The organism is Candidatus Dormiibacterota bacterium, assembly GCA_035532835.1.
In the GTDB taxonomy this organism is placed as follows: Bacteria; Vulcanimicrobiota; Vulcanimicrobiia; order Vulcanimicrobiales; family Vulcanimicrobiaceae; genus DAHUXY01.
In genome coordinates this window covers 1-25752 of the sequence record DATKQG010000035.1, presented here as the reverse complement: position 1 = coordinate 25752, position 25752 = coordinate 1, and the positions used below count along the sequence as shown (strand labels likewise).

Here is a 25752-nt window from a genome sequence, read left to right as displayed (position 1 = left end):
CGATATGTCCCTAACCACTACGTCCGGAATCAACCAACTGATCAACGTGAATCAGCCGACGACAACGCCGCCGAGTTCTACGCTTGGTCCGAATGCGTTCCTGACGCTACTCACCACGGAGCTGCAGAATCAAGACCCGACGCAGCCCCAAGACCCCACCCAATCGGTGACGCAACTCGCACAATTTTCGCAGTTGCAATACCAGCAGCAGTTGAGCTCGTCGTTCCAATCGTTCCAGTCCAACTTCGGCGTGATGCAGGCTGCATCGCTCGTTGGTAAGACCGCAACGGTGAACACCGGGACCAACGCAACGACCGGCAATTCCTCGACCGCCACCGGTACGATTTCGTCGATCACCGTGCAGAACGGCACGCCCTACTTCACGATGACGAACTCGAGCGGCACCGCGTTGACCGATAACAACGGCAACCCGCTGCTGTTCTCGATCTCGGACATCGTCGGCATCGGTAGCTAAATCGTGGATTCGAACGACATCAATCGCGTTCAATCGTCCGCGATTATTCCCGGACCCGGGCCGCGCCCGGTCGGGCAACCGGTCCAGATCCCGCCAACGAGCTCGGAGAGCTTTCGCTCGGCGCTCGAGCGCGCGTCGTCCTCGTCTTCGACGAGCGAGCCGCTCAAGTTCTCGGCGCACGCCATCGCGCGCTTGCAATCGCGCAACATCAGCCTCTCGAACGACGACGTGGCCAAGATGAACGCGATGGCGGACAAAGCTGCGGCGAAAGGTGCGAAAAACTCGCTTTTCATCATGCGCGATACCGCGATGGTGGTAAGCATCAAGAATCGCACCGTCATTACCGCCGTCGATGCGGAATCGATGAAAGAGAACGTGTTCACCAATATCGACTCCGCGGCAATCATTTAACGCACTATCTGAGGCGGACCGCTTGCGGGGCCTCAGCCGTGTTACCGATCGAAAGAGGTAACGCGGATCCATGCTAGAGGTTAGATTCCATGGCATTCGATTCAATGTTCACCGGCATCACCGGCTTGAACGCATACCAGAGCTGGATCGATATGATCTCGAACAACATCGCGAATACGGCAACCACCGGCTTCAAAGGCCAGCGGATGACGTTCGCCGACATGTTCTATCAGCAATCCGGCTACCCGTCGGGGCCGACCGCGACCAGCGGCGGCATCAACCCGCAAGACCAGGGCTTGGGCGTCAAGGTCAACTCGATCGACACGCAGTTCGGTCAGGGCGGCCTCGAAACGACCGGCGTCAATACCGATCTCGCGATCAACGGCGACGGATTCTTCATCCTGCGCAACACCAACGGCACTTCGGCGCCGACCTACACCCGCGACGGCGCGTTCTCGCTCAACTCCAACGGGCTCTTGTACGATCCCGCCTCGGGTCTGGCCGTGCAAGGCTACATGACCGGCACGAACGGGCAGATCTCGCAGACCGGCAGCCCCGGCAACGTCACGATCCCGCTCGGCTTGCAAGAGCAGGCCACGGCGACGGGCTCGGGCACCAAGGTTGGACCCAGCTCGAACGACCAGGTCTTCGACATGGCGATGGGCGGGAATCTCGACCAGACGCAGTGGTCGCAGCAGTTCCTCTATAACGTCGGAGCGACCGTTACCAGCGGCACGCCGAAGTCGATCTCGACTACGGTTTACGATTCGCTCGGCAACGCGCACCAAGCCACGATCACTTACACCCCGGACGTTGCGGGCGCAACCCCGGCTAGCGTAGCTTCGGCCGGCGTCCCCAATACCACGGGCGCTCCGACGGTCAACCTAGCGGCTAGCCAAAACGACACCATTAAGATCGTCTCAAACGCAGCCGGAACGTCTGCACTCGTGAGCGATACGCTTGGGAATTCCCAGACCGTTGCCGCCGGCCAGACGGTCACCATGGGCGGCGCGACGTTTACGCTCGCTAGTCCCATGCCCGGAACCAACACGCAAACCGTCACCGTCACTGCGGCGACGAACGGCCTTCCCAGCTCGGTACAGGTAGAGAACGGAACGGCTGTGGTTCCGGCCACGCGCTGGCAGGTGAGCGTCAGCTTTGCCGACGGCACCCAGTTCTCGACCATCGCGACCCCCGGAACGGTCGGCGCGGGCGGCGCCGTCACGGCTCCGACGTACGGCACCGGCTCGTCGGGGACCATCGGGTACGCGTATTTCGACCAGAACGGGCAGTTCATCAACTCCTCGGCCATCGAGAGCGGCGTCCCCGGATACCAGCTCGATACCAACGCGACCGCGTATCTCCATACCGGAAACGGCGGCCTGCCGGCGATCGCTCAAGGCAACCAGATCAACGTGACCCAATGGGGACCCAGCGCCGGCAACAACTCCAATGCCCCGACCGCGGGCGGAGCGGCACCGACGCCCGGCCCGATCGGGCTCGACTACTCCGGCGATGCCAGCTTAGCGGGCGCCTACACGGCCAGCGTGGTTTCGCAGAACGGCTACCCGGCCGGCACCCTCGCGAACATCACGGTCGGCCAGGACGGTACCGTCACCGGCGCCTTCACCAACGGCCAGAACCGGGCACTGGCGCAAGTCGCGGTAGCCACCTTCCAAAATGAGGACGGCCTCTCGCGCATCGGCGGGAACCAGTTCTCGTCCACGTCGGCCTCCGGGCTCGCACAGGTCGGGACGGCCGGCGCGGGCCGATTCGGATCGATCGTTGCGGGGTCGCTCGAGCAATCGAACGTCTCCCTCTCGACCGAATTCACCAACCTGATTCTCGCGCAGCGCGCATTCGAAGCGAATACGCGTGGCATCACGACTGCCGACCAAAATCTGCAGACCGTGATCCATCTCCAGGCGAGCGAGAACTAGCGCTCCACCCACCGTCCCCACCACCATGCGGGGAAGCGGAGCGGGGGCTGTCGACGGATCGACGGCCCCCGTTTTCTATCCGGGCGTGGGCCTTTGGTCCCCACGCGCAGAAGCGAACCGCGTGATACAACTGATCCGCCTTAACGGGCAAGCCGTCATGGTAAACAGCGACCTCATCGAGTCGCTCGAGGAGACCCCCGATACCGTCGTGACGCTGACTTCCGGCAATAAACTGATCGTCCGCGACCGCATGGCGCAGGTCCAGCAGAAGATTATCGATTTCAAACGAAAGATTTACGGCCCCGCCGAGTAGGGGCCCGGCCGAGCGAAACTTGATGTTCGGGCCGTCGTGGCCGATACCACTTGTAGACAACCACCAGCGGAGATCGATCGTTGGACATCGCGACCATAGCCGGCTTGATACTCGGGTTCGGCGCCATCTTTGTTGCCGGATACGTCGGCGGAACAGATCCTCACATCATCTTTGGACGATGGGAAGCTTTGTTTTTGATCATCGGCGGAACCCTCGGCGCCACGTTAACCTCTTTTCCCATGCGGGTTTTCGTGCGCGGGTTCTTTGGCGGTTTCCGCACGGCGTTCATCGAGCCCAACTATCACGAGCGCGACGTCATCTCGACGCTTGTTTCCTTTGCAGAGAAAGCTCGGCGCGAGGGGCTGCTGGCGCTGGAAAACGAGGCGGCGGCGCTCGACGATGAGTTCATGCGCAAAGGCATTCAACTGGTCATCGACGGCCGCGATACGGAGATCATTCGCCGCGTGCTCGAGACCGAGGTGAGCAACACGCAAGAAGCCGGCGGCAAGGCCGAAGCGGTCTTCACGTGCTTGGGCGGCTACTCGCCCACGCTGGGTATCATCGGAACAGTGCTCGGCTTGATCGGCATGCTCAAGGGCCTCTCCGAGATGGGCAACAGCAGCAACGTGGCCGGAACCATCGGCGTGGCAACCGCGCAAGCGTTCGTCGCGACGTTCTTCGGCATCATGTTTGCCAATCTGCTATGGTTGCCGCTCGCGACCAAGATCAAAGAGCGCAACGGCGAGTTGTTGCTGGTCCGCGAGATCATGATCGAGGGAATTCTCGCGATCCAAGCCGGCGACAATCCGCGCTTGCTCGAAGAAAAACTCCTCGCATTCCTGGACCCCAAGGAGCGCGAGCCGGATGTAGAAGAGGGCGGAGCCGTTGCAGGGGAGGCCGGTTACTCGGCCTCGTCGGCATAGCGCACCCGATCGATGGCACAACCGGCAAAGACCGCCGCCCGCGCGGCCGAATCCAAGTTCCGCAATCGTCAGAAAGAGCAATCGCTCGAAACGGCCGGTATGATGCGCTGGCTATTGACGTATGCGGACATGATCACGTTGATGCTCGCGCTCTTCATTATTCTCTTCGCGATGTCGACGATCAGCCGCGTGAAAGTGCAGCAGTTCGCGCGCAGCGTCTCGGGCGGTTTCGACAATACCTGGTCGGTCAACCAGCCGCCGAGCGGCGGAGCGAACGGCAGCCAGGCCAACAACGCGAGCGCCAGCATTCCGGCCATTCAAAAAGACCTCGAAAAATTCGTGCAGCAGCACCGGCTCGGCAAGCAAGTGCAGGTCCACGTCGACCATCGCGGATTGGTGATTACGCTGCTTTCGGACCAGTCGTACTACGATAGCGGCAGCGCCGAGCTGCGGCCGCATACCAAGCAGATCCTGGATGGTATCGATACATTTCTGGTCAAGAATAAGAACCTGATCCGGGTCGAGGGCAATACGGATAACGTCCCGATCCATAACGCCCTCTATCCCACGAATTGGGAACTTTCGGCGGCGCGGGCCGTCAACGTGGTGCGGTATCTGGTCGAAAAGGACCATCTCGACCCGTACCGCATCTCGGCGGCCGGGTATGGAGAGTATAAGCCGCGAACGCAGAATCGCACGGAAGCAGAACGTCAGCAGAACCGTCGGGTGGATATAGTCCTGCTCAATGCGACGCTTTCAAAAGCGGAGAAAGGTCAATAGCGTTCTCGGATGTCGAGTCTCTCACAAGAAGAAATTGATGCGCTCATCAACCAGCTTTCGGGGCAGGGCGGAGCGCCCGCTAAAGAAGCCATCGACGGCCGGCGGGTCAAGTCGTTCGATTTCCGCTTCAACAAGCGGCTCGATAAATTTAGCAACAATCAGTTGCAGACGTTGCGGACGCTTCACGAGAATTTCACGCGCCTGCTCAACAACTCGCTCTCGGTATATTTAAGGACGCGCGTCGAAGCGACGATCATCTCGATCGAACAGATCAGCTACGGCGACTTTATCGCCTCGATCGGTACGCCTTCGATTCTGGCAATCTATTCGATGGATCCGTTGCCGGGCAGCGGTATCGTGCAGGTCGATCTCAATTTAGTATTCTCGATCATCGACCGCTTGTTGGGCGGACCGGGCTGGTTTCCGAACAAGCTTCGCGACCTCACCGATATCGAGCGAACGCTGATGCAGCGCTTCATGGCGCGCATGCTCAACAGCTACCGCGAATCGTGGAACTATCTGTTGACGCTCTCGCTTAAGATCGAGGCGCTCGATTCGAACCCGCAGTTCATCCCGCGTATTATTCCGCTCGATCAAATCGTGGCATACGTATCGATGGAATTGAAGGTTGGAGATATGGCCGGGGTGATGAACTTCTGCCTCCCGTATCTCGTGCTGCAGTCGATCGGACAACAGTTGACCGATTTCCAATGGTCGCCGACGGTGATCGCCGGACGCGGCATGACCGAGGAAGACATCGCGCAATTGACGCGCAACGTCGAACGCGCCGATGTCGAGGTCGAAGTGGAGTTGGGCAAGACGATGCTCTCGCTGCGGGATCTCGTGGTACTGCGCGAAGGCGACGTCGTGGTGTTTGACAAACTGACCAGCGAACCGCTCAGCGCCAGGGTTAACGACAAAGAGAAATTCCGCGTGTTCCCGGGGCGGAATAAAGATCAGGTGGCGGTGCAAGTAGCTCAAGTCATCCATAGCGAGGACGAATAGCGTATGCCGGATATGCAACAACTAGCCGATGCGATGCTGGCGGCCGCCGGCACGGTGCTCGGCCGGTTGGTGGAGCAACCCGCCGCGGCGACCGCAGCGACCCGCAACGATCACGAGGGATCGATCAAGACCGACGGTGACGAGTTGGTGACGATCGCCGAAATCCCGTCGCTGGGCGCGCAGATCGTCGTCCGCTTTCCGAAGTCCGATATGCAACACGTCGTGGGCGTGATGCTGGGCGGGAGCGAGGACATGGCCGAGATGGGGCCGATGCAGCTCTCGATCGCCTCGGAGACCGCATCTCAGATTTCAGCCGCGATGATCGAGCAACTCGCACAGGAGCTCGGAACGAGCGCGGAAGGCGTGCACGCCGAGCTCTGCACCGATGCGACGCTCTTGCCGCCGCCGCCGTTCGAATCGTACGAGGGCGAAGTGCAAGTCGGCGCCGATCTCACGCCGCGTCTGAGCTTGGATTTCGCCGCGATTACCCTCTCGAAATTCGGGCTATCCCCGGCGCAGCAAGCCGCGCCTGCGGCCGCTCCGGAACCGGTTGCTCCCGAGCCACCGCCACGCCAATCGCCGTCCGCGGCGCGGGCTTCGGCGGCGGTGAGCAATGCGCAAACGGTGGCCTTTACGCCGATGCAGCCAACCCCGGTGCGGGCGGCGCAGCCCGGGCAGGCCAACCTGGATCTCGTTCACGACGTGCCGCTGCAGATCAGCGCGGTCCTAGGAAAGACCGTGATGCCGCTGCGGGAGGTCGTTTCGTTCCAGTCCGGGACCGTATTCGAGCTCGATAAGCTCGCTGCCGAACCGATCGATCTCTATGTGAACAATATCCTGATCGCGCGTGGAGAGGTCGTCGTGGTCGATGATAAGTACGCGGTGAAGATCAGCGAACTCAATCCGCAGATCGGTTGATCGCCGGCGTGTCCAGCGGATTTTGGTCGAACTACATCCTGGCGCTGGTCGTGGTTGGGCTCATGCTCGTGGGCCTGTGGGTGGTCGTGCGCGGGATCGCGCGCGGACGCGTCCTGCTTTCGGCGGATCGGCGGCTCGTCACGGTTTTGGAATCGACGATGCTCTCGCAGCACGTTTCGCTGCACGTCGTGAAGGTGGGTGCTCGATATCTGCTGGTCGGCGGCGGCAACGCGCAGGTGAGCACGCTGGCGGAGCTTCCGACCGACGAGGTCGAGCCGTGGCTCGCCGCGCAGCGCTCGGTACTCGGGATGCAGCGCTCGTCGCTGATGGACACGTTCAAGACCTTTCGTAGGAAGCCGTGAAGAAGGTTCGCGCGGTTCTGGCGCAGGTTTGGGAGCGCCACCAATGGTTTCTCATCGGCGCGGCACTGGCGGTCTTCACGCTATGGGTGTTGCCGGCGATTGCCGCTGCGGCGACGGCGCCCACCGCGCCGACCTTGCCGATTCCGTCGCTGAATATCGGCGTCGGCGCGGCCAAGAGCCCGACCCAAGTCGTGGCCGCGCTCCAGATTCTCTTGCTGCTGACGGTGCTGGCGCTGGCGCCGACGTTGCTGGTAATGGTGACGTCGTTCACGCGGATCATCGTCGTGCTCTCGTTCGTGCGCACCGCGCTCGGGACGCAGCAGACGCCCCCGAACCAGGTCCTCATCGGCCTAGCGCTGTTCCTGACGTTCTTTACGATGAACCCCGTCATCCGTGCGGTCAACACCAACGCCTTGCAGCCGTACATGAAGAACCAGATTTCGCAATCGGTGGCGCTCGATCGCGCCGCCGCTCCGTTGCGCACGTTCATGTTCAAACAGACCCGCGAGAAAGACATCCAACTGTTCTATTCGATTTCGAAAGAGCCGCGGCCGAAAGCCCAGGCCGACGTGCCGACGTATCTGTTGATACCGGCGTTCGTCATCTCCGAGCTCAAGACGGCGTTCGAGATCGGGTTCGCGATCTACATTCCGTTTATTGTCATCGATATGGTGGTTGCGAGCATCTTGCTCTCGATGGGCATGATGATGCTTCCGCCGATCATCATTTCATTACCGTTTAAAATCTTGATCTTCATTCTGGTCGACGGATGGAATTTGACCGTGGCCGCGATCTTTCAGAGTTTCAAGCAATGACCTTCGGCGACGCGATCGGGCTCGGGCGAGAAGCGGTCTTCGTTGCGCTGGTGGCGGCAGCTCCGGTGTTGCTGCTGAGCATGATCGTCGGTTTGGTGGTCTCGCTCTTCCAGGCGGTGACCCAGATCCAAGAACCCACGCTTGCGTTCATTCCCAAGATCGTCACGGCCGGCTTTGCGATTCTGTTCTTCGGCCCGTTCATTTTGGCGATGCTGACCGATTTCATGAGCCGCGTTTTTTCGAATCTGCCTAGTTACATCAGGTAACCGTGGTCGATCTTTTCGGCCTGAGCGGCGCGCAATTCGAAACCTTTCTTCTCGTATTCATTCGCATCAGCACGATGCTCTTCGTTTTTCCGGCGATCTCGTCGCCGCAGGTTCCCATGCAGGTGCGCCTGGGGCTGAGCGCGCTACTGGCGTTCATCCTATACCGGAGCGTTCCGCTGGTGACGCTCGCGCCCGGCATATCTGAGCTGGTGTTCGCGGTGGTCTGCCAAGTAGTCTTGGGCCTGCTCGTCGGATTCGTTTCATCGTTCGTCTTCATTGGGATTCAATTTGCGGGCGAGTTGATCGATCTCCAGATCGGATTCGCCGTAGCGAATGTGATTAATCCGACCACCCAGCAACAGGTGACGATTATCGGCGAGTTCGAGTTGGCGATCGCGACGCTGCTCTTTTTCGTGACCAACGCCCACTACTATCTGATTCAAGGCGTCGCGGGTTCGTTCAATCTGGTGCCGCTTCCGTACATCCATTTAGATCCCAGCGTGGCCGGGAACGTCATGATATTTTTCAGCGCGGCATTTACGTCGGCTTTTAAAATCGCCGCGCCGGTTGCCGTGGCGCTGTTCGTGACGAACATCGCCTTCGCGTTCATGTCGCGCGTCGCGCCGCAGATGAACGTGTTCGTGGTGGGCTTTCCGATTCAAGTGGGCGTCGGGCTGATTATGCTCGCGGTGACGATGCCGCTGCTTGGGAACGTCGCTCCCGATCTGTTCGCCAACGTGGCGTACCAGATGGACGTCGTCATGCGCGGCCTGCGCGTCCATTGAACGTAAAGAGCGCCCGGCCACGATGGCCGGGCGCTCTTTACGCGTGCTGAGGCGGGTTCCTAGAAGTAGAGGAACTGGCCGATCTTGTTGCCGGCCTGTTCGGTGAAGTACACTTCACCGTCGGGGCCGAGCGTGATGCCGTAGGGTGCCGCGGCGGCCGTCGGGACGGGATAGGCTTTGACGGCCTGCGTGCCCGGTACGAACTGCCCGATTTGATTGCCGGTCTGATCGGCGATGTAGAAGTTGTTATCTTCTCCGAGCACAAGCCCGACCGGGGCTTTGAGCGGTGCCAGAGGATACTCTCCGGTGAGCACGCCGTTGGTCGTGACGCGGCCGATCTTGTCGGCGGTGGTCTCGGTGAACCATAGCGCGCCGTCGCTGCCGTTAGCGATCGACGAGAGGCCGGCACCGGCGCTGACTTGTGTCTCGCTTACCGAACAGGCTCCGCCGGAGCAGCCGCTGATATTCAGCTTTCCGATGCGGCTAACGGCGGTTTCGACGAACCACAGGTTCGAATCGGGGCCGTAGACGATCGCGCCGGGCTGCGCGTTAGGCGTGGTGAGCGGATAGAAGGTTGTCGCATACGGCGGTGTGCTGGATGGGACGATCTTCCAGATACCGTTGGCTCCGGGATCGGTCACCCAGAGATTGCCGTCGAGCCCGGTGGCGATGCCGGTCGGCTTGGCCGCCGGGTTCGGGAGCGTGACCTCGGTGAAGGTGAACGTGTTGAGACTGAAGCGCGCGACCTTGCCCGCGCCGGGCTCGGTCATCCAGAGCTGCTGATCGGGGCCGGTGGTAATGCTGACCGGTCCGCCGTTCGCGCTGGGCATCGGGAACTCGGTAACGGTTGCCGTTTTGTCCAGCCTAGCGAGTTTGTTCGTGTTCGTTTCGACGAACCAGAGCGAGCCGTCGGCGCCGCGTGAGATGCCCTCAGGCTGCGCGTTGGCCGTGGGAATCGGATACTCGCTCGAGACTTTCGGCTGGAGCGTGGGGGCCGGGGTGGGGGTAGCGCTCGTGATCGGCGTGGCTTTGCCGCAACCGGCCAATAGCGCGGCTGCCATCGCCGCACCGGTGAAGATCCCCAGCGTTCGTTGCAATGTTCTCTCCTCGGAGTCGTGTTTGGGTCAGCCTCCCTTATTGGCAGGCTGCACCCACCTTCCCGCTTTGGCGTTCCCAGACTTGGAGAAAGTCGCAAAACAGCCGAAAACCTAAGGAACAGATGATAACCGCGAGTTCGAACGGTGCCTAAACCGGAGCAGACCGAGAAGGCCACCCCGAAACGCCGCGAGGAGTCGCGAAAGCGCGGCCAAGTTCCTAAGAGTCAGGAGCTTGGTGGCGCGGCGATTTTCCTCGTGAGCGTCTTCGTTATCCATGGCTTTTTCATGCAGACTATGGCCGGCCTTGAGTCCACGGCCACGGCCGTGCTCTCCCGGGTGGCGAACCACCAAGACTTCACCGTGAAGTCGGTCTGGTTGCTCTTTATCCAAGCGACCGGTGGGCTGGGCTTCGTCTTGGTGCTGCTCTTCGGCGTCGCACTGGTGGTGGGTATTCTGGCGAACGTGCTGCAGTTCGGTTTTCTTTTTACGATGAAGCCGCTCGCTCCGTCGTTCGGTAAACTCAACCCGATCAACGGCTTCAAGCGGCTCTTTTCCAAACAAGTCGTGGTCTCACTCGCCAAGCAGCTGATCAAGCTCTCCGCAGTCGGAATCTTGATTTACAGCGCGGTCTCCAGCAATCTCTCGTTCTTCGATAAGGTTGGGCAATCGACGCCCGCGACCATCGTCATGTTGACTGCCAATCTCATCTACGGCATCGCATGGAAATTCGGGATGCTGCTCGTGATCGTAGGTTTGCTCGATTTCGCTTACGAGAAGTGGCAGTTGGAGCAAAACCTCAAGATGACCAAGCAAGAGGTGCGAGACGAGCACCGGCAAGCCGAGGGTAACCCCGAGGTCAAGGGCCAGCTCAAGCGCCGTCAGCGCGAGAGTTCGCGCCGGCGCATGATGTCCGCGGTCCCGCGCGCGACGGTGGTGGTAACGAATCCGACGCACTATGCGGTCGCGCTCGAATGGGACGAGGTCGAGATGGACGCGCCGGTCGTCGTTGCGAAGGGCGCGGATTTAGTGGCAAAGCGGATTCGCGACCTTGCGCGGGAACATCGGATTCCGATCATGGAGAATCCTCCGCTTGCGCGCACGCTTTACGAGCGCGTCGAACTCGATCAATCCATTCCGCCCAATCTCTATGCCGCGGTAGCTCAGGTGATTGCCTTCGTGTATAAGCTCAAGCGAAAGACGATCGCATAATGGCCGCCGTTCCGACGACGACCGGCGCGGCGCCGCAGACGATCTCGCAACGGATTGCGGCGACGGCTCCGATTTGGATTGCCGGCGCATCGGTGATGCTGGTCATCCTGATGATCGTGCCGATTCCCACGCAGGTGTTGGACGCGCTCTTAACGCTGAACATCGCCGCCGCGCTGGTCATTATCGGTACGAGCCTCTATACCGAGAACGCGCTTTCGTTCTCGGTCTTTCCGTCGTTGCTCCTCATCATCACGCTCTTTCGCCTCTCGCTGAACATCACCGCAACGCGGCAGATTCTGCTGCACGGCTATGCGGGTGAGGTGATCGGGTTCTTCGGACAGATCGTGGTCGGCGGCAATTACGCGGTCGGGTTCGTGATCTTCCTGATCCTGGTCGTCATTCAGTTCGTCGTCATTACCAACGGCGCCGGGCGCGTGGCCGAAGTCGCGGCGCGCTTCACCTTGGACGCCATGCCCGGCAAGCAGCTGGCGATCGACGCCGACTTGAATTCCGGCCTTATCACCGAAGCCGACGCGCGGCAACGCCGCAAGGATATTCAACGTTCGGCCGATTTCTACGGCGCTATGGACGGCGCCAGCAAGTTCGTTCGGGGCGATGCGATCGCCGCGATCATCATCGTTGCGATCAATACCGTCGGCGGATTTATCGTCGGGGTCGCGCAGATGCACATGGATTTCGTGCAGGCGCTCCAGCACTTCACGCTGCTCACGGTCGGCGAAGGTATCGTGACGCAAGTCCCCGCGCTGCTGATCTCCACGGCAACCGGCATCATCGTCACGCGCGCGGCCTCCGAATCGGACTTCGGCAAAGATATCGTCAAGCAATTGAACGCGCAGCCGAACGCTATTCTGATCGCCGCCATCATGACCGGGCTATTTGGGCTCTTCGGCCTCGCGCGCTGGTTCATGCTCGTGATGTCGGCGATACTGTTCTTCGCCTACTTCGCTCGCCGCCGTGCGGTACTCGCGGCGGGCCCCACGGGCCTTGCCGCGCAGCAAGCCGTCGCCGCCGCCAGCGCCGCGGCCGCCGCGCCGAAGCCGGCCGAGAGCGTCGTGCCGCTGCTCTCGTACGATCCGATGGAACTCGAGATCGGCTTTGGATTGATTCCCCTGGTCGACGTCAATCAAGGCGGCGATCTGCTCGAGCGCATCACGTTGATCCGCCGCCATGCCGCGCGGGATCTCGGGATCGTGGTCCCGCCGATTCGCGTACGCGACAACCTGCAGCTCAAGCCCAACAGCTATCAGGTGAAGATTTATGGGTTGGAGGTCGCTCAGGCCGAAGTGATGGTCAGCCGGTTGCTGGCGATGAATCCGGGCACGGCGACCGCGCCCATCGACGGTATTCCGACGACCGAGCCGGCCTTCGGCCTGCCGGCGCTCTGGATCTCCGAATCGGCTCGCATCGAAGCCGAGATGGCGGGCTACACCGTCATCGATCCCACCAGCGTCATCGCGACGCACCTAACCGAAATCATCAAGGGCCACGCGCCCGACTTGCTGGGGCGCCAAGAGGTCTCGGCGCTGCTCGACAACATCAAATCCCACTACCCGGTGGTGGTGGAAGAGCTGGTTCCCGGCCTGCTGACGGTCGGCGAAATCCAGCGCGTACTCCAGAATCTGCTGCGCGAGCGCATCCCCGTCCGCAACCTCGTGCTGATCCTAGAGACCTTGGCCGACGCGGGGCGCGTGAGCAAAGACATCGACTATCTGACCGAAAGGGTCCGAGCGGCTCTTGCCCGCCATATTTCGGCGGAGTACGCTGAAAACGGCTTGCTCTCGGTGATTACGGTCGATCCGCGGCTCGAATCGCTGTTGGGTGAAGCCGTGCGCCGTGGCGAGGACGCCTATGCTCTGCTCGACCCGAATACGGTCGCGCGAGTCTACGCGTCGCTAACCAAGCAAATCGCGGTCGCGCAGAACGCCGGGTTGCAACCCATCGTCCTGTGCTCGCCTTCTGTACGGTTGGCCCTCAAGCGGCTGACCGAGCGAGCGGCTCCACAGCTCGTCGTGCTCTCGTATTCCGAGATCGCGCCGGGGCTGCGAGTCGAGTCGATCGGCCAGGTCTCCACGACGGAAGAACCCTCCTCGGACACGATGGAAACGACGGCTCGTTGATGTTTAAATCGCTCTTTGGCGGCAGTAGTAACGACCTTCCCTCGGCCAAGTTGCCCCAGGTCAACACGTTCATCGATGCGATCGTGGCGGGCCGCCCCTCGCGCTCGGTGACGGTGGAATCGGTCGGCGGCAAGGGTATCGTCACGCGCGAGTCGCTCGGCCGGCCGGGCGAGACCGCGGTCCTCCTCTATACGACCGGGGCCGGCCGCTTTCGCGCCGCCTCGAAGATTCTCTCCTCCAACGGAACGAGCACGGTCTTCGAGGTGCCGCGACGCGTTGCGCTGGTCGGGGCCGCCACGGGGGCGCAGAAGCGTCAGAGCGTTCGCCTCGACGCGCTGGTCATCGGCGGCTGGCGCTTTGCCCCCGCGGGCAAGGGCGTGGGCGAATTCGTACGCGCGACGATCCGCGACATCAGCCGCGGCGGCTGTTCGCTCATCACGGACCGGGCGATGAAGCACGGGACGATGGTTGAGGTAAAGATGGATCTCAACTCGGCGGGAGCCCCGCTCATGCTCTTGGGCGAAGTGATGCGCCACGAGGAGATCAAGACGTCGGGGAAGCAGTCGCACGGGCTGCGCTTTCACGGCCTTCGCCCAGAGGAAGATCAGGCGATCGTCGAGTTCATCAATCGCAAGCAAACCGACCTTCGCAATCGGGGCCTAGCATAGGGCCGCCCTTAAAGTTGCCTGCTTCTTTAGCCGATGGTTCAAAAGATGGCGTAGGGGCGCTCTGCTTGGAAAAGCATTGCACGTAGTATGCCCTAGAGCACTCTATTTCTGTCTTGGGAGCAACGGATGAGCAAGAGAGTCCTGATCGTCGATGACGCCGTCGTCATGCGAATGATGATCAAGGGGATTCTTTCTAAGAACGGCTTCGACGTGGTGGGCGAAGCCCAGAACGGTGTCGAGGCCGTCGATAAGTACAAACAACTCTCGCCGGATCTGGTGACCATGGATATGGTGATGCCGGAGATGGACGGGATCACGGCCGTCAAGCAGATCGTTGCGCACGACCCCAACGCAAAGATCATCATGTGCACGTCGATGGGACAGCAGGCCTTGGTCGTCGAGGCGATCCAAGCCGGAGCGAAATCGTTCATCACCAAGCCGTTCCAGCCGCCGAAGATTTTGGAGACCATTCAAAAGGTGCTCTCATGAGCCAGGGCATGAATCTCACCGACCTGCAAAAAGACGCCCTTAAAGAGGTCGGCAATATCGGCGCGGGCCACGCGGCCACCGCCCTCTCGCAGTTGCTCAACACCAAGATCAATCTGAGCGAGCCGCGCATCGACGTCATCAAGTTTCGCGACCTCGCATCGCGCGTCGGGCACGAAAGCCGGACCGTCGCGGCATTGCACATGTACCTGCGTGGCGAGGCTCCCGGCCAGATGGTCGTGCTCTTCGACCGCGAACAGGCGCTCGACTTCGTCAGCCAGTTCTTGCACCGCGTCATCGGCGATATTCAAATCTTCGATTCGATCGCCGATTCGACGCTCAAGGAGCTGGGCAACATCATCGCCGGTTCGTACCTCACCGCGATCATTCAACTGACCGGCTCGAACCTGTTGCCTTCGGTTCCGACGCTCTCATACGGAACCGTACAGGCCGCCTTCCGTACCTTGATGTCGATTCTTCCCGATCAAGACGTCTTCTTGATCGAGTCCGCCTTCCTCGATAAAGAGAAAGAAGTCGCGGGCCAGTTTATCTTGATTCCAGAGACCGGATCGCTCGGGCCACTGCTCTCCGTTTTCGGAGTGGAGTAGCGTCATCGCGCGCGGTCGCGGTTTGATGCAGAAGATCGATGTCTGACGAACTGTTCAATCGCGAAGAATTTATCTCGTACTTCCGCGACGAAGCGGAGGAACTGCTTCAGCAGATTGATGCGGATTTGCTCAGACTCGAGGAATTCGTCGAGTCCGGCGAGACCGACCCCGAGATCGTCAACTCGCTCTTCCGCGCGCTGCACACCGTCAAGGGCAGTTCGGGAATGCTGGGCTTTTCCGACGTGCAAAATCTCGCGCACAAGTTGGAGAATCTCTGCGATCTGCTGCGCAAAGATCGCATGCCGCTCTCCGAGAGTTGCGTCGACATTCTCTTTTCAGGGCGCGATTTTCTCACCGATTTAGTCGAAGTCGCGATCGGCGACCACGAGCCGCCTAAGGGGCTGGACGAGTACGGCGCGCGCCTGGACCAGTTCGTCGCCATTTACGAAGAGACGTCGCACGTCATCGAAGGCCGCACGGGCCCCGAGCAGACCTTTGAGGAAGCGACGGCGGTTGAGAGCAAGTCGGCGAGCGTTGCCGATGTTGAAGCATTTGAAGCTGAGATCGCGCGGCTACTTGCAGAAGCCGAATTGAAGCGCGCGCAAGCGCCGGCACCGCCGCCCCCCGCCGAGACTGTTGTAAGCGCGACCATGGAAGTGGCTCCGGCGCCTGCCGTCGTTCCCGCCGCACCCGAAGCGGCCGACGCGAAAAAGGCCGCTACCGAGAAGGCTGCACCCAAGCGCGGCTCGATTCATCAGACGATTCGCGTCGATATCGAGCGTTTGGACGCGCTGCTCAACCTGGTCGGCGAATTGGTGATCAACCGCACGCGCATCTCCGACATCGCCAACACGCTCGAGCGCTTGATGGCCGACAAGAGCGTCGGCGCATCCACCGGCATCGTCGCGCCGCTCGCCAAAGATTTAGCCGACAGCGCCGCGCTGCTCGCGCGCACGACCAACGAGATTCAAGAATCGATCATGAAGGTGCGCATGGTCCCGATCGGCCAGGTGTTCGACCGGTTCCCGCGCTTGGTGCGCGACGTCGCCAAGGCGCGCGGCAAAGAAGTGCTTCTGAACATCTCGGGCGCCGAAACCGATCTGGATAAGACGATCGTGGACGAAGTCGGCGAGCCGCTGATGCATCTGCTGCGCAACTGCGTGGACCACGGCATCGAATCGCCCGACGCGCGCGAGGCGAGCGGCAAACCGCGGGCCGGAACGATCTCGCTCAATGCATACCACGAAGGCAACCAGATCATCATCGAAGTCTCCGACGACGGCGGCGGCATCGATTTGGATAAGGTGCGCGCGCGCGGCATCAAACAGGGGCTCATCTCCGCGGAAGACCGGCTGACGGATCGCGAACTCGTCGAACTGATTTTTACGCCCGGTTTTTCGACGGCCGAAGTGATCTCGGACGTGAGCGGCCGCGGCGTCGGCATGGATGTGGTAAAGAAGAACATCACGCGCCTCAAAGGCATTTTCGACGTGGATTCGGTGGCCGGGCAGGGCACGCGCTTTACGATCAAGCTCCCGCTGACGCTCGCCATCATCCAGGCACTCTTGGTGCGGGTGGTTCACGAGCTCTACGCGATACCGCTCGATTCGGTGATCGAATCGCAGCGCGTCGAAATGCGCGACGTACGCACCGTGCATGGGAATGAAGTGATCACGTTGCGCGGCCAGGTGGTGCCGCTGCTGCGCATCGCGGAATTCTTCGAACTCGACGGCACGCGCGACCCCGACAAGGTGATGATCGTGATCGTCGGCCTGCAAGGGCGCCAGGTTGGGCTGGTCGTCGATTCGTTCGAAGGCGAACAAGAGATCGTGATCAAGCCGCTCTCCGATGTGGTCGGCCGGATTGCGGGCATCTCCGGTGCAACCATCTTGGGCAATGGATCGATTTCGCTCATCATCGACGTGCATTCACTAGTGAGCGAAGCCTATGTCAGCGGCAGAGTCGCTCGCGCCGAGTTTTCAGGAGTCTAATGACGATGGCGGACGTAAAAGAAGATCGCAAGCAGCAGTTCTCCGGCGAAGTCGTTCAAGTCGTCTCGTTTCGATTGGGAAGCGAAGAGTACGGCGTCGATATCGCGCAAGTGCAAGAAATCATTCGCATGGTCGAGATTACGCACGTGCCGCGCGCGCCGCGCTTTATGGAAGGCGTGATCAATCTGCGCGGGCAGCTGATCCCGATCATCGACCTGCGCACGCGCTTCGGCATGTCGCGCATCGCTTCGACCAAGAGCACGCGTATCGTGGTGACCGAGATCGGCACCAAACGCGTCGGCATGGTCGTCGATAGCGTCTCCGAGGTGCTGAACATTCCGATCGAAAACGTCGAGGACGCGCCCGAAATGATCGCCGGCGTCGGCACCGAGTACATTCAGGGCGTGGGCAAGATGAACGACCGCCTGATCATTATGCTCGATTTGACGATGGTGATTTCCGGCGAGGAGAAGCAACAGCTCGACGGCGTCGAGACGCAGTACGCGGCCTCCTAGGGGCCGTTCCTAAGGTTTCTGGAGATGGCCCCCAGGAACGACGTAACAAGCAGGCCTCCTCCACCGTTGAGAGCGTAGAATGGCTTCGATGTATAAACCGATCTTTGCGGTAATAGCGCTGGTCCTCGCGCTGGCCGCCCCCACGTTGGCGCCGCTTGCTCAGGCGGCCGGTACGAGCGCAACCCCCGTGCCCAGCGAGCTGGGGACGCCGCCGCCGGAGATCGGGCGTGTGGTGAGCCGCCCGGTGTGCGCCGCCCTGCGCAAACGGATCGCCCCCTCGATCGCACGCATGCTGCAGAACGATCAGACGATCTCCAAGAGCCCGCCGCTCTTCACGGAGTTCAATTACGAGATCGACGATAGCACCAGCGAGAGCATCGATAACAATGCCAGCAAGAACATGCTCCTGATGCACATGGAGCAGCTGGTGCCCTCGCTCGCCAACAACACGATCGAGATCAAGAAGCTGCTCGAAGACCCGAATTACATTCCCGCCTACGCCAAGACGACGAGCGATGCCAAGCTGATGGAGCAGATCCGCCAGAAGCTGCTGAGCGCGCTGGCCGGCCAGGAACTGGCGCTGGACATCATCAACGGCTTCGTAACCACCCAACAGCTGGGCGACATGCAGCACGAAGGCATGGGCTACATCAACGCGATCACCAACGGCGGCTCGATGTCGCAGGAACAGGCGATGAAAGCCCAGCCTACGGCCGATCCCATGACGCACGACCCCAACGCGGCGGGATTGCCGGCCGACCCCTACACCATCGATCCCGCGGCCGTGCCGGGCCTTTCGGTGGGCTATAACCCCGTGACCCGCCTGCTCGGCGCGCTCCAGTGGTCGCGCAAGCAGACGGCGCTGCGCGAAAACGTCGCGGCAAAAGACATCGTCCAAGCGGTCGCGCTCTGCGGCGGCAATCCGAACGGCAAGCCCCCGGCACCAGCCCCCGCTCCCACGTCCACGCCGAGGCGCTAAAGCTGGCGCGGCACCTGGTAGGGTAGGCAGGCCGCACTCCCCGGCCCGGCTACCGCGTATGCTACGTTGCTCGAACGAAAATCGAAAAGATTTTCTAAGTGCTGCCATGGCGCAGCCTGAAGGCCCTAAGGGGTCAGCTCGGCTCGTGCCGAATTTCGCAAAAATGGCGAGCTTTTTGAGTTGGTTTTCGGACAACTATCGATGGTTGTTTGATGGGGCCGGTGTTGTCGTCGGGCTGAGCATTGTAGGGTGGGCCGGGAAAAGCATCTGGAGCCTTCGCTCTGCGCCGGGCCGTCAAATGATCCAGCGGTCTGGTCACAATTCCATTAACATCCAGGCGGGCCGCGATATACACCGCGGTGGCAAAGATGAGTGATCGCCAAGAACTACGCTCCGGTGCTGGCTCCGTAAATATTCAGTCATCAGGTGATGTGAATTTTGGTGTTAGCTACACCGAAGCGCGAATGATAGCTTTAGATGTGTTCCGAGCAAATTTTCTTCAGATGCGCGATATGGCGCGGGAGATTGCGGAGAGCCGCGCTCAACAAATTTTAGATTCTTTTCTCGAGAAACTCCGAACGGAAAAAATCGATCCATCGATTACTGTCTCAGATCCCGATATGCAATACGCGATTTTCGATGCGCAGAAAGGATTCGCACGCTCAGGAGAGCCCGAATTGGGCCTTCTGCTATCTGACCTCTTGCTTCGTCGAAGTAAGGAGCCTCAACGTACTACGCTACAGCTAGTACTAAATGAATCGTTACAGGTGGCTCCAAAGCTGAACGTCCATCAACTAGATTTGTTATCGTTGTCTTGGGTGATGCGTTGCACCAAATTTAAATTTTCGAGCAAAGAGGCGATATTCGACTCATATGCGCAATGGATGGAACCTTTCTCACATGATCTTCGAGCGGAGGACTCGTCGTACAGCCATATGCAATATGCCGGATGTGGCGCGATAGAAATGGGCGAGATCACCATCCTTAGAATATTGGTAGGTGAATATCCGGAACTATTCCAGACGCATCAGATGGATCCAAAGATAATCGAGACGTTCATGCAACATTCACCGACTCTGCGGAGGGTCGCCGAGTATTGGGCATCTTCGCAGGCTAAAAGTTTCACCCTCACGAGCGTAGGCATGGCGTTGGCCAACGCACATTTCTGCGCGAAGTTCCCGGATCTGACTGTGCCTCTCACCATTTGGGTCAAATAGCTGTATATTTTCAGGACGCTAGCAACTTCAAGGTCAAGTCAGCGGCTGGATTGTGCCTCGGCGCGTAGTGTACGAACCGCTACTCGGCGAAGTAGGCGATCAACCGGTGCCCGTGGCGGCGAGCCTCGGCGACCCTGGGATATGCCCTGCTGAGCTTCATCTCCTCGAGCTGCATACAGGGTTGCGGTCACTAGTCTTCGTCGTTTTGAGCGGCAGTACGCCGACGAGGCATACGGTGTTGGGGGGAATGCCAGCCACGTCGGTATGGCGCTTGATTTCAGATCATGTGTTCGAGCGGATTGGGCGTTATGGCGGGACGCGAGGCTCGTCATAGTCGGCGCCACAGCGTCCGTCCACGTTGGCATCCATGAGGCGCGCTGTGCAATGAACTGAAGTATCCGCGCAAAATTTGATATCGTCGCTCTTTTCGACGAGCTCGGAAAGTGCGATACTAAGATCGGTCAGCCTGGTTTTGCTCGGCCGGTAGTGTCTGCAAAAGCAACTCCAGTCCGAAGGCCACGATGGCCGCTCTCTTGCGCTACGATTGGGTGGTGCCGTTTACGCGCCACTACGATCCTGTGGATCGCTGCAATCATGCCCTCAAAGCGTCAGGTGATGCCGCAGTCATACTCGCATTCGTTTTGATTATGCGTACGTATTTATCAGAGGCAGGCCGCATGCCAATGTATAAAAAATAGGCTGACCATCGCAGTCGGCAAGCGTGAAAACACTCGACGTGACCGAGAAGGTGTGGTAATGCAAGCAAAATTAAACGCTTCTGAGTCAGCTTTAAAACATCTGTACGACAACAAAAACCTTTATCGCGCTACAGAAATATTTGGCCAGTCCTTTAGGACTAATCATGCCAATTCAGAACATTCGCGAGTCGACAATTCATTCGGATACCTTTTTTTGGGCCCCACTGCTCGCATTTCGAGTGAGTTCAATATCATCCGGGAAGTTCTGTTTTATGCAGACGAATCAACCGCTTTTACTAGCAAATCCTTCCAGAATATCACGCGCTTACTTGATGATAACAAGCTTAGACTGATGCAGGACGTTGTCTTTGTTGCCTCGCAGGATGTGCGCGCGGAAAAACTTTGCGCAGAGCACATCGAGGAGACGGGAAGGAAGCTGATTTATTGTAGTTTTGCAGATCTGCAGTCGGCGGGCGAGGATTTCGCGGCAGAGTTGTTAAGACGATTTCTCTACAGTCGCGATTTGTTTGATGTCAGCGATCCGGTTTCGACAGATGAACAGTTTTTTGCGCGTTATAAGCTTGTTGATGAAATTTATGATGCTCTTGTAAGCGGACAATCGAGTGGTATTTTTGGTCTGAGAAAAATCGGCAAAACAAGTGTTCTCGAACGGCTGCGAAAGAAAAATGACCTAACAGGGAAATTTCACATTGCTTATCTCGATGCGCAGTCGCCTGAGGTGTACCGAAATGATCCGGCCGGAGTTGCCTACGAAATTGCGCGAGCCTTTAATCGTTCGTATGCGCAGCGTCATGGTCAACCATTTCAGAAAGATGTACCAAGCGGCGGCAACCTTTTAGACGCGAGCCGATTTCTGAGGGACTTCCTGACGCGGCTAATAGCTCAAAGCAATAAGCCGCTTTTAGTGATAATTGATGAGCTTGAGCGGATATTGCCTACTTCCTCGTCGACGAATGCTTGGAATACACAATACATTGATCTGTGGCGTTTGATGCGTTCTGAGAGTCAGATACGAGCCGGAAAGTTTGTTTTTTTGGTCGCATCCACGAACCCTTATTTTGCGGAAGTGGCCAACGTTGCCGGCGAAGATAATCCTCTTTATCGTTTTATTAAGGCTCGTTATTTAACGCCGTTTGGTGTTGACGACCTTGCCGAAATGATCGGCAAGCTTGGTCAACCCATGGGCGTTTCGTTTCAGAGGGAAGCCGTTGAGAGCATCCATGAGTGGTTCGGGGGACACCCTTTCTTGAGCAGACAACTTTGTAGTGCCATAGCGCGAGATTTGCCGGAGAGACCTCTGATTGCAAATGCTCGCAACGTTGACATCAGCATTGAATCAAATGGTTCTCAGTTCCGAGGCGATCTAGACGCAATTCTGAAGCTGTTCTCGGACTTCTATCCAGAAGAGCGCGAAATTCTTCAAGAGCTTGCGGAGGACGAGCGTAAGGCCCTCAAGATGCTAGAAGATCGTCCTTTAGCTGGTCAACATTTAATCGGTTATGGGCTGATTCGTAAAACAAAGAATAGTTACAAATTCAATATGGCCGCATTGCCACCGTACCTCATCACTGTTCCGCCGCCGGAGTTTAAGCAAGATGATATACCGGAGGCAGGCCGTGAACGCCATCTCCGCTTACAGAGTCGGATGAACAGCATTGAACCAGCTCTACGTATGCTTGTATTTGGGCGACTGCAAGGCGAATTTGGTGGCAATTGGTTTTCAGCTGTCCAGATGAAAAATGTTGATAGAGAACGCATCGAGCAAAAAGGCGACCTGAATAATCTTGAACTGATCGAGGAGACGTTTTTAACAGACCTGCTCTCGACGATTCTTCACCATTGGAAGCTTTTCTCGAAGGTTTTTATTAGCCGCACCGAATTTCTGCAGAACCAGAAGAGGCTAGCCGAAAGTGCTCGCCCTATTTCGGACCACCGCAAGATTCAAATGTGTGCCGACGATGCGCAGTACTTAGCTGCAAGCGATGCCTGCCTGTGGTTCGAGCAAAAAGTTTTGTGATATAAGCCCCCTGGTTGTTCGGGTGCGCGGCAGCGCTCCAACCCTCACTAATACGCTATTAGATGCTGCCAGACTGTCGGCCCTGATTGCCGGCTGCTCTCAGCCTGGCCGGGATGCGGTTCATTGCACCATTCGCCGAATGCGGTCCAAAAGAGCCAAAACTACACGATGTTCGGGCAAATTGGGGCTTAATTCCGAGTCGGCGCGTAGCGGAATCGAAAAAAGCGGAAGCATCGACAATCTTGAAATGGTTATTATATACGTGACGTAAGTGGTTCGTTTTGGTACGCTTTTCCTATGGAACACAAGGTCCCGGAGACCATGATCGAGGCGGTTCGCTACTTTGCGGACCCAGAGGTCGCGCATGACTTGTTCGTTCAGCTTCGTTGGCCGAACGGTGTCGTTGCATGCCCTCGGTCGTGTGGCTCGGTCGCCGTCGCCTACATGCCGAACCGTCGGCGTTGTACTGTAACGACTGCAAGGGGCAATTTACGGCCAAGGTTGGGACCATCTTCGAAGATTCGCCTATCGGCTTTGACAAGTGGCTTCCGGCGATCTGACTCCTGGCGAGCAACCGCAATGGTATCTCGTCTTGCGAAGTCGCTCGCGCTCTGAACGTCACGCAAAAGACGGCGTGGTTCATGCTGCACCGCATCCGCGTTGCTATGCGTGACAGGTCGTCCGAGCCCCTTAATGGCAACGTAGAAGTTGACGAAACGTTCGTCGGCGGAAAACTGCGCTTCAAACGCCGCAGCCACTATCACGTTAAGTCTGGCTTGAAGTCCGGCAATATCGGCAAGACGCCTGTGCTCGGCATGATTGAACGTAAGGGCCGCGTTCGCGCTGAGGTTGTTCCAAGCGCCTCTAAGGATACGCTCGTTCCAAAGGTCCTTGCGAGCGTCGATCCATCCGCCCACGCAATCACCACCAGGATGAGTGCATAGAGAAGCAGGGTGCGACGCATATACACGTTCATACGAGCGTTACTAGCGACCAGACGAGACGCGATGAGGAGAAGGACATCCGGGATCGCTGGAACCCGCTTGCAACCAGCAATAACATCATCTTGGAAACAACCCCCTAAAGCCGATGCCAGGCTAGGGATAGAGCCCGCACCACAAAGATGTAGCGCAGGCGGAGCTGATTGAGTTTCCACCGTGTCACGGCGGGTCTGCTCGTTTTTCAATCATGCACTTTCTTCCACTTTCCTCAAGTATATAATTGCCGCTTGACATCGAACATATGTTCGATTAGGATGGGCTCCCATGGCCATCTTAGCCGAGCCTTTCTCCACTCTAGGCGACCGTCAGGCGGCCTTCGCGCAGCTGAAAGAGCGACTGCATGAGGTCGTCGCGCGGGCTCCGCAGAGGCGCTCTCTCCCCACTGCCATCCCCGGCTTAGACCACCTGCTCGGCGGGGGCTTTCCCTGTGGGAGCGTGGTGGCGTTGGAAGGCTCCGGCCTGAGCGCGGGGCGTTGGGGCGTCGTGGCAAGTTTGCTCGCCCAAGCGACCCGGCGGGGGCTGGCGGCCGTCATCGATGATGGGGCGCTCTATCCGCCCGCGCTTGCCCAGGCGGGCGTCTGCCTCGATCGGCTCCTCATTGTCCCGGCGCAGACGGCCCTACGCATTGCCAGAGCCGCCGATATTCTTTTGCGTTCGCGTATCTGCCGGATCGTCGTGATGCCGGTCGCGGCGTTACGGGCGGCCGTCTGGGCGCGGCTGGCCGGCCTTGCGCATCGCATGGATGCTTTGCTGGTGGTTGTGAGCGCACAGGCGACCCAGGAGCTCGCGATCGTTACCGGGCTGCGGCTGCGATGCGTCCTCGAGCGCGCAATCGTGCGAGGGGCGCGTGGCGTGTGGTGCCGCTTCGAGGGATACGATCTGCGGGCCGAACTGCACAAGCATAAACGGAGCGCGCCCGGCGCGCACGCACGCCTGCGAGCATTCGCTAGCGAGGCTTGTTAACCGATGCTGCTCTGCGCCAGCGTGCCCGAGTATCCGGTTGCGGTGACGCTCGCCGGCGAGCAAGCCGAGCACCCGGTGCTGATCGTCGACCGGCCCGATCGAGGGCACGTGATCGCGCTCGATGCCGCCGCATCTCGCGGCGGTGCGCGGGTCGGCCAGACGGCTACGCAAGCGCTCGCTGCGGTCCCCGATGCGCAGATAACCGCGTACGATGCCGTCCATGGGCGCCGATGTTGGGAGGCGTTGCTCGATGCCTTCGACGCGCTCACCCCGCTCATCGAAGATGCGCGTCCGGGCCTGGCCTATCTCGATATGCGCGGCATTCCGGGCGATGCGTCCGCTTGGGTCGCACACGCGCGCGCGATCGCCCAGGCCCACAAGCTCCCGTTGCGCGTCGGTTTTGGCGCAAACAAATTCGGCGCGTACGCAGCGACGTGGATCGGTGACGGCGCGCTGCTCGAAGCCGGGCAAGAGGCGCTCGCGCTCGCCCCGCTACCGCTCGACGTGCTCGATCTCGATCCGGCCGTGCTCCAACGCTTGCAACTGTTGGGCATCGCTACGTTGGGCGAGCTCGCGCGTCTGCCGCACGGGCCGTTCATACGACGCTTCGGTGCGCAGGCGCGCCGTTGGCACGATTGCGCGCGCGGTATCGATCGCGCGCCGTTTCTGCCGCGCGGCCACGCGATGACGATCGAAGCGGCACTCTTCGGCGAAGGCCACGCGGAGGAAGAAGCGCAAGTGTTCTTCGCGCTCCGGACCGTACTCGCGCGCGTCTGCGCCGATCTTGCCGCGTGCGGAAAGCGCGGCGGCGCGCTGCACGTGGATATCGAACTCGATACGGGCGAACGCCTATCGCTGGAAGTGGCGCTCGCTACGCCCACCGCCGACGAGCGCACGATGCTCGATCTCGTGCGCGCCAAGCTCGAAGGCATGCGCTTTCTCGCGCCGATCGTGGGCGTGCGGGTGCGCGTCGTGCAGTTGGATGAAGGCGGAGAGCCGCTCGCGCTCTTTGCCGCTGCCGATATCGACGAACGCAGCGTCGGCGTGACGCTCGCGCGGCTCGAGGCGATGCTCGGCGAGCCGGTGCGGCGAGCGCGTTTGCGGGCCGCGCATCCGCTCGAAGAGCGCTTTCTCTACGAACCGTTCGTCCT

26 protein-coding genes are annotated in these 25752 nt (G+C 59.6%); 25 read left to right on the top strand and 1 reads right to left on the bottom strand.

Annotated elements, in window-relative coordinates; genetic code table 11:
* Positions 1 to 4: 4 nt before the first annotated feature.
* The 12 genes from VMW12_04555 (at position 5) to fliR (ending at position 8993) form a co-directional block, all read left to right on the top strand.
* On the top strand, positions 5 to 475 hold the full coding sequence (locus VMW12_04555; protein HUZ49002.1) for a flagellar hook capping FlgD N-terminal domain-containing protein: 471 nt from the start codon (positions 5 to 7) through the stop codon (positions 473 to 475).
* A 3-nt stretch (positions 476 to 478) separates the two neighbouring features.
* The gene (locus tag VMW12_04550) at positions 479 to 886 is read left to right on the top strand and encodes a TIGR02530 family flagellar biosynthesis protein (protein HUZ49001.1); all 408 of its coding nucleotides are present in this window, start codon (positions 479 to 481) and stop codon (positions 884 to 886) included.
* A gap of 89 nt (positions 887 to 975) precedes the next feature.
* Entirely contained in the window at positions 976 to 2826 is a 1851-nt protein-coding gene (locus VMW12_04545) for a flagellar hook-basal body complex protein (GenBank protein HUZ49000.1), read from the top strand.
* A gap of 121 nt (positions 2827 to 2947) precedes the next feature.
* Positions 2948 to 3139 (top strand): flagellar FlbD family protein, encoded by a 192-nt coding sequence (locus VMW12_04540; GenBank protein HUZ48999.1) that lies wholly within the window; start codon positions 2948 to 2950, stop codon positions 3137 to 3139.
* A gap of 80 nt (positions 3140 to 3219) precedes the next feature.
* Positions 3220 to 4062, top strand: coding sequence for a motility protein A (locus VMW12_04535; GenBank protein HUZ48998.1), 843 nt, complete (start codon positions 3220 to 3222; stop codon positions 4060 to 4062).
* A gap of 12 nt (positions 4063 to 4074) precedes the next feature.
* Entirely contained in the window at positions 4075 to 4842 is a 768-nt protein-coding gene (locus tag VMW12_04530; protein ID HUZ48997.1) for an OmpA family protein, read from the top strand.
* Between the two features lie 9 nt (positions 4843 to 4851).
* Positions 4852 to 5847, top strand: coding sequence for a flagellar motor switch protein FliM (gene fliM, locus VMW12_04525; GenBank protein HUZ48996.1), 996 nt, complete (start codon positions 4852 to 4854; stop codon positions 5845 to 5847).
* 12 nt (positions 5848 to 5859) lie between these two features.
* Positions 5860 to 6765, top strand: a complete 906-nt coding sequence (fliN, locus tag VMW12_04520) for a flagellar motor switch protein FliN (protein HUZ48995.1) — start codon at positions 5860 to 5862, stop codon at positions 6763 to 6765.
* Positions 6766 to 6773: 8 nt separating this feature from the next.
* Positions 6774 to 7127 carry a flagellar biosynthetic protein FliO gene (locus VMW12_04515; protein HUZ48994.1) on the top strand — a complete coding sequence of 118 codons (354 nt, stop codon included), beginning with the start codon at positions 6774 to 6776 and terminating at the stop codon, positions 7125 to 7127.
* Between the two features lie 86 nt (positions 7128 to 7213).
* Positions 7214 to 7942, top strand: a complete 729-nt coding sequence (gene fliP, locus VMW12_04510; protein ID HUZ48993.1) for a flagellar type III secretion system pore protein FliP — start codon at positions 7214 to 7216, stop codon at positions 7940 to 7942.
* A complete protein-coding gene (gene fliQ / locus VMW12_04505) occupies positions 7939 to 8208 on the top strand; it encodes a flagellar biosynthesis protein FliQ (protein HUZ48992.1) in 270 nt (89 codons plus the stop codon). Before fliP ends, fliQ begins: the two co-directional genes overlap by 4 nt.
* A 2-nt stretch (positions 8209 to 8210) precedes the next feature.
* Positions 8211 to 8993: a flagellar biosynthetic protein FliR gene (fliR, locus tag VMW12_04500; protein ID HUZ48991.1), complete on the top strand. Its 783-nt coding sequence runs from the start codon at positions 8211 to 8213 to the stop codon at positions 8991 to 8993.
* A 59-nt stretch (positions 8994 to 9052) separates the two neighbouring features.
* Here the strand turns inward: fliR and VMW12_04495 are convergent, their stop codons facing one another.
* Complete coding sequence (locus VMW12_04495; protein HUZ48990.1) at positions 9053 to 10090, bottom strand: hypothetical protein; 1038 nt, start codon at positions 10088 to 10090, stop codon at positions 9053 to 9055.
* A gap of 144 nt (positions 10091 to 10234) precedes the next feature.
* Between VMW12_04495 and flhB the strand changes: the two genes are divergently transcribed.
* From flhB to VMW12_04430, 13 genes are all read left to right on the top strand, one after another.
* The gene (gene flhB / locus VMW12_04490; GenBank protein ID HUZ48989.1) at positions 10235 to 11299 is read left to right on the top strand and encodes a flagellar biosynthesis protein FlhB; all 1065 of its coding nucleotides are present in this window, start codon (positions 10235 to 10237) and stop codon (positions 11297 to 11299) included.
* Entirely contained in the window at positions 11299 to 13437 is a 2139-nt protein-coding gene (gene flhA / locus VMW12_04485; GenBank protein HUZ48988.1) for a flagellar biosynthesis protein FlhA, read from the top strand. Before flhB ends, flhA begins: the two co-directional genes overlap by 1 nt.
* Positions 13437 to 14105, top strand: a complete 669-nt coding sequence (locus tag VMW12_04480; protein ID HUZ48987.1) for a PilZ domain-containing protein — start codon at positions 13437 to 13439, stop codon at positions 14103 to 14105. Before flhA ends, VMW12_04480 begins: the two co-directional genes overlap by 1 nt.
* Before the next feature lie 126 nt (positions 14106 to 14231).
* Positions 14232 to 14594, top strand: coding sequence for a response regulator (locus tag VMW12_04475; protein ID HUZ48986.1), 363 nt, complete (start codon positions 14232 to 14234; stop codon positions 14592 to 14594).
* Entirely contained in the window at positions 14591 to 15199 is a 609-nt protein-coding gene (locus tag VMW12_04470) for a chemotaxis protein CheC (GenBank protein HUZ48985.1), read from the top strand. Before VMW12_04475 ends, VMW12_04470 begins: the two co-directional genes overlap by 4 nt.
* 38 nt (positions 15200 to 15237) lie before the next feature.
* Positions 15238 to 17190: a chemotaxis protein CheA gene (locus VMW12_04465; GenBank protein HUZ48984.1), complete on the top strand. Its 1953-nt coding sequence runs from the start codon at positions 15238 to 15240 to the stop codon at positions 17188 to 17190.
* Positions 17191 to 17195: 5 nt separating this feature from the next.
* Positions 17196 to 17705 carry a chemotaxis protein CheW gene (locus VMW12_04460; protein HUZ48983.1) on the top strand — a complete coding sequence of 170 codons (510 nt, stop codon included), beginning with the start codon at positions 17196 to 17198 and terminating at the stop codon, positions 17703 to 17705.
* Between the two features lie 88 nt (positions 17706 to 17793).
* Positions 17794 to 18684, top strand: coding sequence for a hypothetical protein (locus VMW12_04455; protein HUZ48982.1), 891 nt, complete (start codon positions 17794 to 17796; stop codon positions 18682 to 18684).
* Between the two features lie 368 nt (positions 18685 to 19052).
* The gene (locus VMW12_04450) at positions 19053 to 19901 is read left to right on the top strand and encodes an LPO_1073/Vpar_1526 family protein (protein HUZ48981.1); all 849 of its coding nucleotides are present in this window, start codon (positions 19053 to 19055) and stop codon (positions 19899 to 19901) included.
* Between the two features lie 756 nt (positions 19902 to 20657).
* Positions 20658 to 22637, top strand: coding sequence for a hypothetical protein (locus VMW12_04445; protein HUZ48980.1), 1980 nt, complete (start codon positions 20658 to 20660; stop codon positions 22635 to 22637).
* 563 nt (positions 22638 to 23200) lie between these two features.
* Positions 23201 to 23581, top strand: a complete 381-nt coding sequence (locus tag VMW12_04440) for an IS1595 family transposase (protein ID HUZ48979.1) — start codon at positions 23201 to 23203, stop codon at positions 23579 to 23581.
* Between the two features lie 321 nt (positions 23582 to 23902).
* Positions 23903 to 24601, top strand: a complete 699-nt coding sequence (locus VMW12_04435; GenBank protein HUZ48978.1) for a hypothetical protein — start codon at positions 23903 to 23905, stop codon at positions 24599 to 24601.
* Between the two features lie 3 nt (positions 24602 to 24604).
* Positions 24605 to 25752: DNA polymerase Y family protein (locus VMW12_04430; protein ID HUZ48977.1), on the top strand; the 1148-nt coding region annotated here is incomplete at its 3' end.